This window comes from Hyphomonas sp. (assembly GCF_013823385.1).
Lineage (GTDB): Bacteria > Pseudomonadota > Alphaproteobacteria > Caulobacterales > Hyphomonadaceae > Hyphomonas.
In genome coordinates, this window is sequence record NZ_PNMA01000009.1 from 54,949 (window position 1) to 71,219 (window position 16,271).

Annotated in this window: 16 protein-coding genes; 5 read left to right on the forward strand and 11 right to left on the reverse strand. The window is 64.3% G+C overall.

What is annotated here, in order from left to right; genetic code table 11:
* Positions 1 to 7: 7 nt before the first annotated feature.
* From C0456_RS07640 to C0456_RS07670, 7 genes are all read right to left on the reverse strand, one after another.
* Complete coding sequence (locus C0456_RS07640; RefSeq protein ID WP_291050240.1) at positions 8 to 247, reverse strand: AbrB/MazE/SpoVT family DNA-binding domain-containing protein; 240 nt, start codon at positions 245 to 247, stop codon at positions 8 to 10.
* Between the two features lie 330 nt (positions 248 to 577).
* Positions 578 to 1,177: a phospholipid-binding protein MlaC gene (locus C0456_RS07645; protein ID WP_291050242.1), complete on the reverse strand. Its 600-nt coding sequence runs from the start codon at positions 1,175 to 1,177 to the stop codon at positions 578 to 580.
* 116 nt (positions 1,178 to 1,293) lie between these two features.
* On the reverse strand, positions 1,294 to 2,136 hold the full coding sequence (locus tag C0456_RS07650) for a fumarylacetoacetate hydrolase family protein (protein ID WP_291050244.1): 843 nt from the start codon (positions 2,134 to 2,136) through the stop codon (positions 1,294 to 1,296).
* A gap of 11 nt (positions 2,137 to 2,147) precedes the next feature.
* Complete coding sequence (locus tag C0456_RS07655) at positions 2,148 to 2,882, reverse strand: SDR family oxidoreductase (RefSeq protein ID WP_291050246.1); 735 nt, start codon at positions 2,880 to 2,882, stop codon at positions 2,148 to 2,150.
* A gap of 1 nt (position 2,883) precedes the next feature.
* A complete protein-coding gene (locus tag C0456_RS07660) occupies positions 2,884 to 3,723 on the reverse strand; it encodes an amidohydrolase (protein WP_291050248.1) in 840 nt (279 codons plus the stop codon).
* Entirely contained in the window at positions 3,723 to 4,715 is a 993-nt protein-coding gene (locus C0456_RS07665; protein ID WP_291050250.1) for an aldo/keto reductase, read from the reverse strand. The genes C0456_RS07660 and C0456_RS07665 overlap by 1 nt, the downstream gene beginning before the upstream one ends.
* Entirely contained in the window at positions 4,712 to 6,016 is a 1,305-nt protein-coding gene (locus C0456_RS07670; protein WP_291050252.1) for an enolase C-terminal domain-like protein, read from the reverse strand. The genes C0456_RS07665 and C0456_RS07670 overlap by 4 nt, the downstream gene beginning before the upstream one ends.
* A gap of 279 nt (positions 6,017 to 6,295) precedes the next feature.
* Between C0456_RS07670 and C0456_RS07675 the strand changes: the two genes are divergently transcribed.
* A complete protein-coding gene (locus tag C0456_RS07675) occupies positions 6,296 to 6,625 on the forward strand; it encodes an L-rhamnose mutarotase (protein WP_367179229.1) in 330 nt (109 codons plus the stop codon).
* Positions 6,626 to 6,634: 9 nt separating this feature from the next.
* Here the strand turns inward: C0456_RS07675 and C0456_RS07680 are convergent, their stop codons facing one another.
* The 4 genes from C0456_RS07680 to C0456_RS07695 form a co-directional block, all read right to left on the reverse strand.
* A complete protein-coding gene (locus C0456_RS07680) occupies positions 6,635 to 7,402 on the reverse strand; it encodes an IclR family transcriptional regulator (RefSeq protein WP_291050256.1) in 768 nt (255 codons plus the stop codon).
* 115 nt (positions 7,403 to 7,517) lie between these two features.
* Positions 7,518 to 8,207 carry a TetR/AcrR family transcriptional regulator gene (locus tag C0456_RS07685; RefSeq protein WP_291050258.1) on the reverse strand — a complete coding sequence of 230 codons (690 nt, stop codon included), beginning with the start codon at positions 8,205 to 8,207 and terminating at the stop codon, positions 7,518 to 7,520.
* A 63-nt stretch (positions 8,208 to 8,270) separates the two neighbouring features.
* Positions 8,271 to 9,707 carry an MFS transporter gene (locus C0456_RS07690; protein ID WP_291050260.1) on the reverse strand — a complete coding sequence of 479 codons (1,437 nt, stop codon included), beginning with the start codon at positions 9,705 to 9,707 and terminating at the stop codon, positions 8,271 to 8,273.
* A gap of 23 nt (positions 9,708 to 9,730) precedes the next feature.
* The gene (locus C0456_RS07695; protein ID WP_291050262.1) at positions 9,731 to 12,298 is read right to left on the reverse strand and encodes a TonB-dependent receptor; all 2,568 of its coding nucleotides are present in this window, start codon (positions 12,296 to 12,298) and stop codon (positions 9,731 to 9,733) included.
* Positions 12,299 to 12,529: 231 nt separating this feature from the next.
* On the opposite strand from C0456_RS07695, the gene C0456_RS07700 reads away from it, so the two are divergent.
* Genes C0456_RS07700 through C0456_RS07715 form a run of 4 tightly spaced genes read left to right on the forward strand, consistent with a single transcriptional unit; the run spans position 12,530 to position 16,270 of the window.
* Positions 12,530 to 13,684, forward strand: coding sequence for a DUF2891 domain-containing protein (locus C0456_RS07700; RefSeq protein ID WP_291050264.1), 1,155 nt, complete (start codon positions 12,530 to 12,532; stop codon positions 13,682 to 13,684).
* Entirely contained in the window at positions 13,681 to 14,895 is a 1,215-nt protein-coding gene (locus C0456_RS07705) for an Nramp family divalent metal transporter (protein WP_291050266.1), read from the forward strand. Before C0456_RS07700 ends, C0456_RS07705 begins: the two co-directional genes overlap by 4 nt.
* A complete protein-coding gene (gene pxpA, locus C0456_RS07710; protein WP_291050268.1) occupies positions 14,892 to 15,644 on the forward strand; it encodes a 5-oxoprolinase subunit PxpA in 753 nt (250 codons plus the stop codon). Before C0456_RS07705 ends, pxpA begins: the two co-directional genes overlap by 4 nt.
* Positions 15,641 to 16,270, forward strand: coding sequence for a carboxyltransferase domain-containing protein (locus C0456_RS07715; RefSeq protein WP_291050270.1), 630 nt, complete (start codon positions 15,641 to 15,643; stop codon positions 16,268 to 16,270). Before pxpA ends, C0456_RS07715 begins: the two co-directional genes overlap by 4 nt.
* Position 16,271: the final 1 nt, after the last annotated feature.

Sequence of the window (16,271 nt, forward strand, 5' to 3'; positions counted from 1 at the left end):
GGACCGGTCATCCGCCTTTGGCGCCGCCCGCGATGGCGGCGTCCATGTCTTCCAGGGAAACAGGCTTCTTCGGTTTCGGGATGATGCCCTTGAGGCGTTTGACCGGCTGGGTGGCAGGCAGGACGGCGAAATTTCCATCGGCCATGCGCACGAAATCCACCCGGTCTCCTGGCCCAATGCCAAGGGCCTCGCGCACGGCCTTGGGCACGGTGATCTGGCCTTTGGAGGTGATCGTGGCGGTGGACATGGGCTTGCCTTAAGTCTGGTAAGGAGAAAAGTAAGGCGTAGGGAAAGCCAAGTCAAGGAAAGCGGCTGTCCAGCTTGCGCCCCTTAGCCTCCCCTCCGCAGCGGGGGAGGTGGATCGCGCTGCAGGCGCGAGACCGAGGGGGCGATTGATTGTGGAGAGCTGCCCCACCCCGTCATTCGGGCAATCGCAGTGCGATTGCTGATCCTCATGACCCCCATAGTCATGGGGAGGGGGCCTGTTGCTCTGTCGGGAGATAGGGAAGCTCTCCAACCGCACGACCTGACCCCCTCCCCATGACGATGGGGAGGGTGGGGGTCGGGGGTGGGGGCGTTAGCTGGCCGCGCCGATTTCTTTGATCAGGGCGCTGACATCGCCGCCATTCTTGTCCAGCATGGCCTGGAACTGGGCGCGTTGTTCGATGGCGAACCAGAGGCCCATGGCTTCGATGTCGGTGACTTTCCAGCCATTGTTCTCATTGACGCGCCAGCTGACCATATGTTCCTTGTTGTCGACGCCGCTGACTTTGGTGGTGACGATGGCGTCGCCCGGCTTGCGCTCGACGGTGCGCAGGATTTCCACTTCGGCTTCGGAGAAATCGGCCAGGTGTTCGCGCAGCTGGACGCGGGCGAAGCTGTGGAAGGCTTTCATGAAGTCTGCCTGCGTGGCTTCGTCCATGCCGCGCCAGTGGCGGCCCATGGTGAACTGGGCAACGCGTTCCACATCGATCACTTTTAGAATTTCATCCGCCTCCTGATCGGAAATATGCGCGTCCTGCAGCGCCGCGAGGGTGCGGTCGACAGCGGTTTCAACGACGGCTTCGGGGGTCGCGCCTGTCGCGGCTGCAGGCTGGGCGAGGAAAGCGAAGGAGAGCGCAAGGCCGGTGAGGGCGTGGCGCGTCTTGAGGGCTGGGAGGGACTTCAGGACTGGCATGTTCGGCTCCATCGGGTCTGTGTCGTATCCGGAAGGAATTCGACTTCGCTGATGAACGCCTCGCCGGGTCTATCGGTTCCCGGCGGCACTGAGGGTGGGATCAGGGGGTGTGGCTTTCAGGCATCAATGCAGACCTGCTTCTGGTCGCCAAGGCCTTGTATTCCAAGGGTAACCACGTCGCCGGCGCGCAGATAGCGGGGCGGGGTGCGCGAGAGGCCGACGCCGGGGGGCGTGCCGGTGGAGATCACGTCGCCGGGCTGGAGGCTCATGAATTGGGAGAGGTAGCTGACGATGTGGGCGACGCCGAAAATCATCGTCGAGGTGGAGCCGCGCTGCATCGCTTCCCCGTTCACGTCGAGCCACAGGGAGAGGGCGTGGGGATCGGGCACTTCATCCCGCGTGACGAGCCAGGGGCCGATGGGGCCGAACGTGTCAGCGCTCTTGCCCTTTACCCATTGGCCGGTGCCTTCCAGCTGAAACGCACGCTCGGAGACATCATGGATGACGCAATAGCCCGCGACATGATCCAGGGCATCTTCCCGGCTGACATATTTCGTCTGTTTACCGATGACGATGCCGAGTTCGACTTCCCAGTCTGTCTTTTCCGAGCGGCGGGGAATTTCCAGATGGTCGTTCGGGCCGCAGATGGCGCTGGTGGCCTTGAAGAAGACGACGGGCTCTGCCGGGACGGCGGCGCCGGTTTCGGCGGCGTGATCGGCATAGTTCAGCCCTATACAGATGAATTTGCCGACGCCCGCGACGCAGGGGCCGATGCGGCTGGCGGGCGGGAGAATGGGGAGGGCGGTGAGGTCCTCCTTGCGCAGCTGGTCCAGCACGGCATCGGCGAGGGCGGGGCCGTCCCAGTCATCCACCAGGGCGGAGACATCGCGGTAGTTTCCGCTGGGATCGAGGAGGGCCGGCTTTTCGCGCCCAGCAGGGCCGATTCTCAGGAGTTTCATCTCATCGGTTCCTAATTGGTCCAGCCACCATCCACGACATGGATGGCGCCGGTGGTGAAGGAGGCCTCATCCGAGGCGAGATAGACGGCCAGATGGGCGATTTCTTCGGCTGTGCCGAGGCGGCCCATGGGCTGGCGGGCGATGAACATCTGGCGGGCTGTGTCATAATCCCCCTGCGCCGACATGCGGCCCTGCAGGGAGGGCGTATCGACCGTGCCCGGACAGATGGCGTTGCAGCGGATGTTGCGGCCGGCATAGTCTGCGGCGATGGCCTTGGTGAGGCCGATGACGCCGGCCTTGGTGGCGCCATAGGCGAAGCGGTTTGGCGCGCCGGTGACGCTGGAGGCGACAGAACTCATGTTCAGGATGACGCCGCGGCCATGGGCCAGCATGTTCGGCAGGGCGGCGCGGCAGGTTTCGTACATCGAGGTGAGGTTGATCAGCAGCGAGCGGTCCCAGTCTGCGCGGCCGCATTGCTCAATCGTGCCGTGATGGACCCAACCAGCGACGTTGAAGAGGATGTCCAGATCGCCATGGGCCGCAAGGAGGCGGGCGATGGCGGCGGGGTCTGTCACGTCCAGCACCTGCGTTTCAATGTTCGCGGCGTTGAGCGCCGAGAGGGCGTCTGCGTTGATGTCGGTGGCGATGACATGGGCGCCTTCGCGGGCGAACGCCTCGGCCGAGGCGCGGCCGATCCCGGCGCCTGCAGCGGTAATCAGTGCTTTCTTGCCTGTCAGACGGCCCATGTCATGCTCCTGATCGGTTGAGATAGATGCGCCGGGCATTGCCTGCCCAGACGGCATCCTGATGCTCCGGGAAGAAACGATTTATCAGCCGCGCGCTCTGGGCGGCCCAGCCGGCATAGTCTCCGGCCAGATTGAGCACCGGCCAGTCGCTGCCCCACATCACGCGGGACGGCCCGAAACAGTCGCGGATATGGGCGGCCACCTCACCGAGGGCGTCGTCGCTGGTGCGGGGCCCGGCTTCGGTGAGCAGGCCGGAGAGTTTGCAGGCGGCGTTGGGGCGCCGGGCGAGGGCGGCAAGGTCTGTGCGCCAGGTGGCGAGATTGCCGCTGGCGATCTGGGGTTTGCCGCCATGGTTGAGGACGATCTGCAGGGCGGGGTGGCGATCGGCCAGCCGGGTCATGAAGGGGATGAGATCGGCGCGGGCATGGCCGTCGAAGACGAGGCCGTGCGCGGCCATCGCTTCCAGCAGGGGCGAGAAGGCGGGGCGGAGAATCCATTCCGGGTCCGGAAGGTCGGCGATCATGGGGCGCAGGCCGAGCATTCGGCGGTCAGCTGCGCGGCGGGCGATTTCGGCGGCGGCATCAGCTGCCTCGAAATCCACCCAGCCGACGACGCCGGCAACCCTCGCGTCGGCTTCGGCGAGGGAGAGGAGGTAGTTCGTTTCGGCGGCGGTGGCGGCGGCCTGGACGAGGATGGTGCGCGAGATGCCGGCCGCGCGAGCGGCGGGCCAGGCGTCGTCGATCTCAAAGTCACGATAGATCGCGCCGAGGTCTGGCGTCATCCAGTCATAATCGCCGCGCGCGAGGCGCCAGACATGCATATGGGTGTCGATCTTTTCCATCAGGGCACCGGCGCCTCGGCGGAAATGAGGCCCTTGTCTTTCAGCGCGGTCCAGAGGGCAGGATCAATCGTCTCGCCGATCCAGCTGGCGATCTGGTTTACCTGCGCCGCTGATTGAGCGCCGGGGACAACGGAGATGACCGCCGGATGGGCCTTGCAGAAATGCAGCGCAGCGGCCGGAAGGGACGCGCCGAATGATCCGCATACGTCCCGAAGGGCGTTGGCGCGCTCGACCGCCCAGCCAGGCGCGGCGGCGTAGTTATAATGAAGCGCGTCCCCCGGCGCGGCGGCGAGGAGGCCGGAATTGAAGGCGCCGCCGATGATGACTTTAACGCCTGCGCGGTGGCATTCATCGAGGAAGCCGAGGGAGGCGGCATGTTCCAGCAGCGTGTAGCGGCCGGCGAGCAGCAGCAGGTCGAGATCGAAATGTTCCAGCACGTCCCGGCAGACATCGATTTCGTTGACGCCGAGGCCGATGGCGCGGGTGAGCCCTTCCCATTTCATGGCGGCCATTTCCGGCAGGGATTCTTCCAGGGCCTGCGCCAGGATTTGCGGATGGGCGGCGCCATGCGTCATCTCGCCAATATCATGCAGCAGCAGGACATCGACCGACGGGACGCCGAGGCGGGCCTGGCTGCCCTCAAAGGCGGCTCGGATACCGTGGGCGGAATAATCGAAGACGGGGACGAACGGGGCCGGATCGGCAAAGCCATTGTCTGGAACAGGACGCCCGGCGGCCGGCTCCAGCCGGCGGCCAACCTTGGTGGAGAGGAAAGGCTGGGCGCCTTCGGCCCAGCGATGGGCGCCGACGCGCTGCTCGCTGAGGCCGTGGCCATAGAAGGGGGCGGTGTCGATATAGGTGAGGCCCGCCGCCTGCGCTGCCGTCAGTGTATGACTGGCCTGCGCATCAGAAACCGCCGTATACAGATTGCCGAGCCCCGCAGCGCCGAGGCCGAAATCCGGCAGGGAGAAGGGGGCGGGCGCGGCTCTCATCCGGCGACGGGCTCCTCCGCCCAGACCTTGCCATTCGGAAACTCATGATCGGCCATACTCTGGGGCCAGAGGTCTACCGAATAGCCCGGCGCGAGCGGGGCAAGATAGCGCCCGTCGCGGATTTCGATGGGGTTGCGGAAATGCTGGTGAAGGTGGGCGGCGTGTTCGATGACGCGGCCCTCCATCGTGCCGGAGATGCAGATATAGTCGATCATCGAGAGGTGTTGCACATATTCGCAGAGGCCGACGCCGCCCGCATGGGGGCAGACGGGGATGCCGGCCTTGTCCGCCATCAGCATCACGGCGACGACTTCATTGACGCCCGCAAGGCGGCAGGAATCGATCTGGCAGAAGCCGATGGCGCGGGCCTGCAGGAATTGTTTGAACATGACCTTGTTATGGGCGTGTTCGCCGGTGGCGAGCTGGATGGGCGCAACCTGGCGGGCGATTTCCTTGTGGCCGAGCACATCATCCGGGCTGGTGGGTTCTTCTACCCAGTAGATGTCGTAAGGGGCAATCGCCTTGATGGCGGCAACGGCCTGGTCGATGTTCCAGACCTGGTTGGCGTCAACGCTGAGCTTGACGTCCTTGCCGAGGGTTTCGCGGAAGAGGGCGCAGCGGCGCACATCGGTGGCGAGATCGCCGCCGACCTTGATCTTGAAATGGCGCCAGCCTTCGGCATAGGCGGTTTTCAGCAGGCTGACGATCTGGGCATCAGTGTAGCCGATCCAGCCGGCGGATGTTGTGTAGGCCGGATAGCCTTCGCTGAGCAGGCGTTCGATGCGGGCGGCCTTGCCGGGCGCCTGCGCACTCAGGCGGGCGAGGGCTTCTTCCCGGCTGAGGAAGTCTGCGATGTGGCGGAAATCGATGGCGGAGACGAGCTTCTCCGGCGAGAGATCGGCCACATAGCGCCAGAGCGGCTTGCCGGCGCGCTTTGCCAGCGCGTCCCAGACGGCATTGTTCAGCGCGGCGGCGGCGAGATGGACCACGCCCTTTTCCGGGCCGAGCCAGCGATACTGGCTGTCATTCAGCAGGAGGCGCGAGGCAAGGCCGAGATCGGCTTCGAATTCGTCGAGGCTGCGGCCGATCAGATGCTTGCCGAGGCCATGAATGGCGGCGACGCAGAGATCATTCCCCCGGCCGATGGTGAAGGTGAGGCCGTTTCCATCCGGATCGCCGCCGCGCATCTTCAGCGTGGCATAGGCGCAGGAATAGTCCGGGTCCGGATTCATGGCGTCAGAGCCATGGCTATCGCGCGAGGTGGGAAAACGGATGTCGCGGGCCTCGATGGTTTCAATCATGCCTTGGGTTCCAGTGTGTCAGGGAGGGGGAGAAGGCCTGCAGGGCCGGGGCGCTGCAGGGGCGCGGGCGTTTCGGCGCGGGGGCGCGTCCGGAGCGGGGCGTCATGTTTCCTCCCTGGAATCATTTTTCACGGCCGCCTCTTGCCGGGTGGCCTCTGCGGAGATTGTTAGGTAAAGAGTGTTTCATATGCAAGCGGGATGTTTGTATATGAACCTTAAATGACCTCGCGTCAGGCGGCGCGAAGTGGCAGGCTGAGGGCGGGAACGCGGGAGGAAATGATGCAGCGCAAGGCGATGATGATCCGGCTGAAGCCGGAAAAGATTTCGGAATACAAGGCGCTGCACGCCAATGCCTGGCCCGCGATCCTGCGGCAGATCACGGCCTGCAATATCCGCAATTACAGCATCTTCCTGCGCGAGCCGGAGAATCTGCTGGTCGGCATGTTCGAATATCACGGCAGCGATTATGAGGCCGACATGAAGGCGATGGCGGAGGATCCAGAGACCCGGCGCTGGTGGGCGCTGACCGATCCGTGCCAGAGCCCGCTGGAGTCAGCCGCGCCGGGCGAGTGGTGGGCGCCGATGGAAGAAGTGTTCCATCACGATTGATTCTTCGCCTTAGCGGGGCGCGTGGCCCAGCGTGGCGGAGATGCGCGCGGCGGTTTCGGCCACGAGATGGGGCGCCTCTTCCAGCGAGACGCGGGCGCGGCGGGTGACCACGAAGGGTACGGTGAGGCTGGCGACGGCGCCGCGGCTGGTGGCATCGAAGATCGGCGCGCCGATATCGGTCACGCCATCGACCATGCGGGAGGGCATGCAGACAAAGCCCTTCTCGCGCACGTCTCTGGTCTGCGCATAGAGGGTTTCAAGCTCTGCGGCGGTGGCGCCGGCGGCTTTCAGGTCTTCCACCATCTTGGCCTCATGCACGGGGGAGGCGAAGGCAAAGAGCACAAGGCCAGAGGCGGATTTCATGATCGAGCGGCGATGGCCGAGGCGGACGCTGAAGCCGACATCATCCGGGCTTTCCGTCCGTGCAATGACGACGATCTGATCGGAGCTGACCACGGCGAGCTGAATCGACTGCATCATGCGGGAGGCCAGCGCCGACATTTCCGGCAGGGCCGCCTCATGCAGGTCCATCTTCGGCGGCGAGCGCATGCCGACTTCGAACAGGCGGTTGGACAGTTGCAGCTTTTCCGGATCGTCCGTACGCTCCACATAGCCGCGCATTTCGAGCACGACGACCATGCGGTAAATCTCGCTGCGGGAGCGGCCGAGATTGCGGGCGATATCGGAGATGGATTGCGGCGTGCGCAGGCTGGCCAGGCATTCGAGAATATCGAGGCCTTTTTCCAGGGCGGGGGCTTTGTAGGGCGCTTCCGTCATTGATCGCCAGTATCCTCAGATTGCTCGGGCTGTTTTATATATGAACGCAATCTGTAAAAATATCCATGGGTGACTGGGGCAAATTTCGCGGAAAAAGCAGGCCTGGCCGCGCGGGTCAGGCGCCGGTCACATCCTTGGCGGCCAGCATCTGGCGGGCGGCATTTTCAGCCAGGTCCACGGCCTGTTCGATTTCATCGGCCAGTTTGCGCTTTCCCGGGGCGGTGGCCCATCTTTCGTGGGGCAGGATCAGGCATTCCACCATCAGGGCGGCGGCAAGATCGGCAAGATAGCCGGCGGCGCGGTCCAGTTTGAAGTCTGCGGCGATATATTCCGCATAGACATCTTTTTGTCCGTGTTCGTACTGTGTCCAGGCAAAGGCGAGTTCCCGGTCATGGCGCAGATTGTTCCAGAGGGCCGCGTCGGACTGCTGGGCGCTGCGGCGGATGGCGGCATAGGCGAGGGCCTCTTCCCGGAAGAATTCAAAAAAGCCCTTGCTGGCGCGCGCGGCCCAGGCGCGTTCGCGCAGTGTGTCGACCGCGACGGCGGCCAGGCTGCTGGCGAGGTCATTCTTGGAATTGAAATGCATGAACAGGGTGGTGACGTGAATGTCCGCCTCATCCGCGATGGTCTGCATCGTGGTGGCGGCAAAGCCTGTCTTGCTGAACTGTTCGAAGGCGACGTTGAGAATCTTTTCGCGCGTGCGCCGGCGCCGCTCTGTGCGCCGGGGATACTTCACCTCTGCCGCCGTTGCCGGTCCGGCCCCCTGGACGGGCTCCGGCTTTTCGGTTTTGGGAGTTTTGGCCATTGAAAGTCTCTTGTCCAGGATCAGGGTGGTCTGCGGGTTAGTCTAGGATGGAACGCCGGGGCGTCAAAGTTGTTCGGCCCTTTTGCGCGCCAGTGTTTCAACAGCCCTTTCATGATCCTGCTTTGATACGGGATAAAAACTCATGATGATGAGGGCCGCCGAAGTGAAGATGAAGGTTGCCACTGTCAGCGCCAGTGCCAGATCATTCACCGTCGTGAGGTCTACGGCGCCCGGTTTAGCGTCATTCGGGAAGCCTACAAGCGTCAGCAGCAGGCCGGACACCAGAACGCCCATTCCCGACACGGTCTTTCCAATGAAGGTGGCGGCCGAAAACAGGAGGCCTTCGGATTGCCGGCCGGTGGTAAGCTGAATCTGGTCGGTGGCGTCAGCGATCATCGAGGCTGTGAGGATCGCCGCAGCGACCACCGACATGGCCACCACCGCCTGGAAGAGGAACAGCGAGGGCAGCAGGGCAGAGTTCCCATTCTCCGGGAACAGACCACCGAGCCGCAACAGCACGGGAACCACGATGCCGGTCAGCGTGACGGCGAACAGCGTCAGCGTGGTCCATTTCTTGCCGAAGGTTCTGGACAGGGGAAGCGCAATCACCAGGGCGAGAACGACGCCGAGCAGGCCGGCCGAGGTGAGCACCGCGATCTGGTCGCTGGTCAGCTCCCAGAAATAGGTCTGCATGTAGATGGTGAGCGCCGCGTTGAGGCCGCCGGCCATGGAGCCGAAGATGCTGCCGATGAAGATGGGCGCGTTCACGCGGTGGAAGAGCGTGGCAAACATCTCCCTGATGGTTTGCAGGAAGGGTTTGCGCTCAGGCGGCGGGGGAGTGAGGAGGCTGGATATGCGGCTGTGCGTGCCGAGACTTGAGGCGAAGATGGCAGTGGCCATCAGGGGCGCCGCAATCCAGGCATAGGTGTGATAGCCGGCGCTGTCGAGCAGGCCGCCGGCCGAAGCGGCCTCGGGCGAGAAGATGACCGTGAACACGAATATGCCCATCAGGATGCCCCCGGCAACGCCGAAGAAATACCTGTAGGAAACAAGTTCCGTGCGCTCGTGATAGTTCTGGGTGAACTCGGCCAGGAGCGCCGTAGACGGAATTTCATAGATGCCGATGAAGGTCCGCGTGATGGTGGTCAGGATCAGCAGATAGGCAAAGAGGACAGTGTAGGAGGCCTCAGCAGGCGGGAACCAGAGGAGAAGATAGAAGATACCCACCGGCAGGACAGAGGCATACATGAAGGGATGGCGCCGCCCCCATTTGCTCCGCAGGCTGTCAGACCATTGGCCGACCACGGGATCGAGAATGGCATCCGCGACCATGGCAATCATGATCGCGGCGCCAACCCAGGCGGCCGGGAGGCCCATCACCTGGTTGTAATAGATCATCAGGAGGGCGTTGAAACCATGGTCCTTGATACCGAACGCAATGGTTCCAACGCCGTAGACGAGTTTCGTCCGCCAGGGCAGTTTTCCAGCCTTGTCAGCCACAGACAACTCCCCCAGCCGCCGGATCAGAAACGCACTTGCAGCTGAACGCCATAGGTGCGCGGCGGGGTAAGGTAGAGCGTTGTGGACGAGCCGCCAGCGGGGATCGCCGTCAGCGTGCCGGTTGCCCCGTCATAACCCTGCTCGTCGAACACATTCTTGACGTAGCCCACGACACGGTATCGGTCTGCCGGGCTTTTCCACACGCCGATGAGGTCTATCTGATCGAAGGCTTCGGTCTCCGAATACGGACGGTTGAAGACGCCGTGATAGGTGGCGTCCTGCCAGGAATAGTTGCCCGATACGGTCAGATCGCCATTTGCCCCGAGCGGGATGTCATAGCTGATGTTGAGGCCCACCTTGTTGGGAATGGTGCGCGGCAGCATCTGGCCTTTGAGGTCCTGCGGCTGGTTGCCGTTGGCATCAATCGGGCCTACGGGCTGGGCATCCGGTTGCAGGCCGAGCGGGTCTACAACGTCGATGAAGCAGCAGGCGCTGCGCACTTCGGAGTCGTTATAGGCATAACTTGCCAGGATGCGCAGTTGATCCGTAGGCGTCCACATGGCCTCCAGCTCGACGCCCTGGGCGCGGGAATCCTCAATGTTGAAGAAACGCGTGAGGCGCACGCCATTTTCCACCACATCCAGCGGCACCTGCAGGCCATCGTAAGCATAGTAGAAATAGCTGGCGTTGAGTTGCAGCTGATCGCCGAAGGATTTCTTCAGGCCCACTTCATAGGCATCAAGCGTTTCCTTGCCAGTCAGCGGGAACTGGCTGATGCCGCCGGCATTGAAGCCGCCGGATTTGTAACCGCGGCTGTAGCGGGCATAGTAGTTCGTGGCCGCATCCGGCTGCCACTGGATGCCGGCCACACCGGAGAGCGCGTCCCAGTCATGGGCAAGGCGGCGGCGGGCAAGGCCCGTGGCCGGATCAATTTCCACACTGCTGGCCACACCGGGCGCATCGGCATAGGATACTGTGGCCGCCGTGAGGTCGATCACCGGCGCCAGGGCGCCCGAGCCGCCGAGCGAGATGCCCGGAATGATGCCATAGCCCAGCACGCGCAGCTGTTCGGAGCCGTATTTCTCGTCCTGCGAATAGCGCAGGCCGCCCGTCAGTGTGATCGTGTCAGTGACCGAATAGTCGGCCTGGCCGAACACCGCGTAGGATTTGGTGTTGAGGTCCGAGATCGCAGTGACGTAATCGCCGCTGGGATTGGGCGCTGCGCCAAAGGGGGCGAGCATCTGGGGTTGGGCCGCATTGCCGAAATGCGATTCCTGGTGGGCATCCTCATAGTAGGCATAGGCCCCGGCAATCCACCACAGATCCGAATCGGCCGTGGACTGAACAGTCATCTCATGGCTGGAATAGGCCCGGTCCTCGATATAGCCGAAGGTGCGCGCGGGAAAGACGGTGGCCGGGGCGCAGATGGGGCCGATATTCTCGATCAGCCAGGCGCAGTTCGGCCCGCCGGTGAAGAGTTCCCCGGCTGCAATGTTGGCCGGGTCCAGCGGATAGGTGTAGGAGATCATGTCCGTGTTGTCGTCATCACGGATCGAATTGTAGTCGAACGTGCGGTAGCCGCCCTGATACTTGATGTCGACGGTGGGCAGGCTCCAGGTGGCGATGGCGGCAAAGCCGTAATTGCCGTCCACATTGGAGCGAGTGGGCGTGTTGGCGTTGAACTTGCGGATGTCGCTGGCGCCGGGATTGGTGGTCGCCGATCCGGCCTGGGTGAAGCCCGGCATGTAATAGCCGAAGGCGTTGCCCGGCGTCAGATAGCCCGGCGGGAAGGGGAAGGGATCATAGGGCGAGGCAAGATTGGTGCTGCGATTGCGCAGGGAGGCATCGAGATAATCGGCCTTGAGCCACAGGGAGAAGCCCTCGGCGGGGTCCATATCCAGCTGGAATTCCGCATACGTTGTTTCATTGGCGCCGCCCTCGCTGGGGCCGCCGGCGACATTCTTGTAATAGCCGTCTTCCTGATTGCGGAACGAGCCGCCGAGCTTGGCGCGGACCTTGTCGGTCAGCGGGCCGGAAATGGCGGCTTCGACTTCATAGGTCTGATAGTTGGCGATGCCGGCGCGTGCTTCGGCGCTGAAAGTGTCGGTGGGGCGTTTGGAGATGACGTTGATCGCCCCGCCGATGGAATTGCGGCCATAGAGCGTACCCTGCGGGCCGCGCAGGATCTCGACGCGCTCGACGAAGAAGTCGCTCTTGCCGACGGCGCCGGTGGAAGAATCATAGATGCCATCGGCATAGGTCGCCACGCCGGGGTCAGAGCCGTTGGTGTTGGTCTGGCGGCCGACGCCGCGGATGAACACCCGGTCGTCGCCCGATGAGAAGGCAAGGCTGGGCGTGAAGCGGGCAAAGTCTGCGAGGCTGTCGAGCGCGAGTTCCTGGCGCATCTCCTCGGTGAAGGCGGTGACGGAGACAGGTACATCATTGAGGCTCTGCTCGCGCTTTACGGCGGTGACAGTCACCTGTTCCAGGCGCTTCACTTCGGCGGTGTCGGTGTCTTCCTGGGCGATGGCCTGCCCTGCGGCAACAATGGCCAGCGCGCTTGCGGCTGCCCACAAAGATGGTCTCTTCATTGTCGTATTCCTCCCAATCATCCTTTTTTTGAGTCAGCCGGGGCCTGGATGATTTTCGGCAGGATATGGTCGATTAATCTATTTGCATAGTGCTATCTTGAGCTTCCGCTACGTCCAGTGGGCAGGCCGGCGTCCGCCGGGCCCGCTTGCGCCGGCGGGCTGCCTGCTGTTACCCCTCGGGAAGGCCGCATCACGGCTAGATAACACTCAGAGGACAGGGGAGTGCCGGGCATGAGATATGGGATACTGGCCGCTGGCCTTGGCCTGCTGGTGCTGGCAGGGTGCGGGCCGCAGGCGCCCGGCGGCGTGCCCACTCAGGAGGCCGAGGTGCAGACAGACCCGCTCGCCGATCTGCCCCCGCCGAGAGAGGGCGTGGTGATAGACCGGTTCGCGCGCCTGGCCCTTTCCTGCATCCACAAGGAATATCCCAACAAGATCAGCCATGTGCTGAACTCGGCCGCCGATGCTGCCCCGCCGCGCCAGCTCTATCCGGCTTTCTATGGCTGCTTTGACTGGCACTCCTCGGTGCATGGCCACTGGCTGCTGGCGCGCATCCTGAATACCGATCCGCAAACGCCTTATGCGGAGGCCATCAAGGCGGCGCTGGCGCAGAGCTTCACGGCGGAGAACATCGCTGGGGAGGTCGCCTATTTCCAGCAGCCCGACCGGGCCTCCTTCGAGCGCCCCTATGGCACGGCCTGGTTCCTGCAGCTGATGACGGAGCTGCGCCAGGCGGACTATCCCGAAGCGGCGGGCTGGGCCGAGACGCTTGCGCCGCTGGAAACGCTGATTGCGGACTATACCAGCGCCTGGTTGCCCAGGCTCGTCTATCCCATCCGCGCGGGCACGCATAACCAGACCGCCTTTGCCTTCGGCCTGATGATCGACTGGGCCGACGCCACCGGCAATACGGCCTTCCGTGAACAGATTGCCGCGAAGTCTCTGGAGTTCTATGCCGGGGACGTGTCCTGCCCGCTCGCCTATGAGCCTTCGGGGGAGGATTTCCTCTCGCCCTGCCTGATGGAGGCCGACCTGATGCGCCGTATCATGCGCCGGGAAGACTTTGCCGCCTGGCTTACCGCCTTCCTGCCGCTGATCCCGCAGGATGGGCGCGGGGACTGGCTGGCGCCGGGCGTGGTGCTGGACCCCTCCGATGGCAAGCTGGTGCATCTGGATGGCCTGAACCTTTCCCGGGCCTGGGCGATGGAGGGGATTGCTGCGGCCCTGCCGGAGGCCGATCCGCGCCGCCCGGCACTGCTCGCCTCGGCGGCGGTGCATAAGGAAAGCGGCGTGGCCGCCGTCAGCGAAGAGCACTATGCCGGCAGCCACTGGCTGGCGAGCTTTGCCACCTATCTGGAAACCCGCCGGGGCATTTCTGCCGAATGAAAGCCCGGCTCTCCTTCGGTCCCGGCGCGCTGGTAGCGGCTGCCTTCATTGGTCCGGGTACGGTAACGGCTTGCACGCTGGCAGGGGCCAATTTCGGCTTTGCGCTGGTCTGGGCGCTGGTGTTTGCCACGCTGGCGACCATCATCCTGCAGGAAATGACCGTGCGCCTTGGTATTCTGGGCGGCGCGGGGCTCGGCGAAGCGCTGGTGGCGCCCGGCACGCCAGCGGCGCTGAAATGGGGCGCGATCATCCTTGTGCTGGCGGCGCTGGCGCTGGGCAATGCGGCGTATGAAGCGGGCAATATTACGGGCGGCGCGCTGGGCATGCGCGCCATCCTCGGAGAGGGGGACGGTGTGCAGCGGATCGCTGCCCTCGCCACCGGACTCATAGCGGCGCTTGTGCTGCTGCTCGGGCGTTACAAGACGCTGGAGCGGTTCCTCATTGGACTTGTCATCCTCATGAGCCTCGCCTTTGCGGCCAGCCTCGTGCTGGTGCGGCCTGACCTTGGCGCGATGCTGGGGGGGCTGCGCCCGCAGCTGCCAGATGGCAGCCTGCTGACGGCCATGGCGCTGATCGGCACGACGATTGTGCCGTATAACCTCTTCCTCCACGCCGCCGCCGTGCGTGAGCGCTGGAAGGAGAATACCGAGGCAGGCCTTGCCGCCGCGATTGCCGATACGCGCGTCTCCGTTGGTCTCGGCGGGCTCATATCCATCCTTGTGCTGAGCACGGCGGCCGCAAGCCTTTTTGGTGCCGGGCTGGTCATCAGCAGCGGGGCGGACATGGCCTTGGCGCTGGAGCCGGCCTATGGCCCGGCCGCGCGCATCCTGGTTGGCGCGGGCCTCTGCGCGGCGGGGCTTTCCTCCGCCATCACGGCGCCGCTCGCCACCGCCTATGCCGTGTGCGAAGTGACAGGCCGGCCAAAATCGGGCTGGCTGTTCAAGGGCATCGCGCTGACGATTGTGGCGATCGGGCTCAGCGTGGCGCTGCTCGGCATCCGGCCGGTGCAACTGATCCTTGTGGCGCAGGTGGCCAATGGTCTGCTGCTGCCCATTGTGGCCGTCTTCCTGCTGATCACCATGAACCGGAAGTCGGTGCTTGGGGATCATGTCAATGGGCCGGTGCGCAATGCGCTCGGCGGGCTGGTTGTCCTCGTGGCGGCGTTTCTCGGACTGCGGCTTATCCTGCGCGCGGTGGGCATCTGGCCATGACGCGCCGCATCTGTCTCAATGCCGATATTGGCGAGCTTCCGGGTGAGGCGGGCAGGGCGCTCGACCGGGCGATTCTCAGGGTTGTGTCCCGCTGCAGCATCGCCTGTGGCGGGCATGCGGGCGATGCGGCGTCCATGGCGCAGACGCTGGAGATGGCGCAGGAGTTTGGCGTGCTGGCGGGCGCGCATCCCTCTTATCCCGACCGGGCGGGATTTGGCCGTTCCCGGAACAATATGTCTGGGGCGGAGCTTGCCGTTTCGCTGAAAGATCAGGTGTCTGAGCTTCAGCGTATCGCGGCGGCGACCGGCGCGCAGGTCCGCCATATCAAGCCGCATGGGGCGCTGTACAATGATGCGGCGAAGGACGAAGGGCTTGCCGGTATGGTTGCCGCGCTGTGCGTGGAGACGGGCATCCCGGCGCTGCTCGGCCCGCCGGCTTCGGAGATGGAGCGGGCGGCGCGGACAGGCGGCCTCACCTATATTGCCGAGGGCTTTGCCGACCGCGCCTATGAGGCCGATCTCAGCCTCACCCCGCGCAATCTTCCGGGGGCGGTGTTTCATGATCCCGAAACCCAGCGCGCCCAGGCGCTGTCCATCGCCCTGCGCCATGAGGTCACCACGCGCACTGGCGAAACCATTCCGCTCCACGTTCAGACGCTCTGCCTGCATGGCGACACGCCGGGCGCGGCGGAGAATGCCGCCTTGCTCCGCGCCGCGCTGGAAGCGCAGGGCATTGCCATCTGCCCATGAACGCGCCGGAGATATTCTTCGTGGGGGATGATGCGCTCGCCGTGAAGGTGGCGGCGCGCGCGGCGCGCCACGCGCTGGCGGCGGCGCTGCGCGCTTCGGGGCAATGGGTGGACGTGGTGCCGGGCAAGGGCGAGGTCACCGTTCAATTCGATCCTCTGGCCATCCCTCCCAGCCAGGCGGAGGCCTTGTTGCGCCAGCAAGCGGAAGATATTCCGGAGACAGAGGACATTCCGGCGCAGACTATCACCCTGCACATGCAGGCGGACGACGCCGCCGCGCCGGATCTTGCCCGTATCGCTGCAGAAAATGGCCTGACGCCGGAGGCCTTCCTTGCGCGCATAGCGGCCTCGCCGCTGATTGTCGACATGATGGGTTTCACCGCCGGTTTTGCTTATGTTGCCGGGGTAGACCCCGCGCTGGTTGCGCCGCGCCTCGATACGCCCCGGCAGAGGGTCCCGGCGGGTTCGGTGGGCATGATTTCCGGCCAGCTGGGTCTCTATGCGCTCGCGGGGCCGGCAGGCTGGCCGGTCATTGGCCGCATTGCGGAGCCGCTGTTCGATGCCCGGCGGGAGACGCCCTTCACCCTGGACGCGGGCGTCCGCATCCGGCTGCTGATAGAGCGGTGAG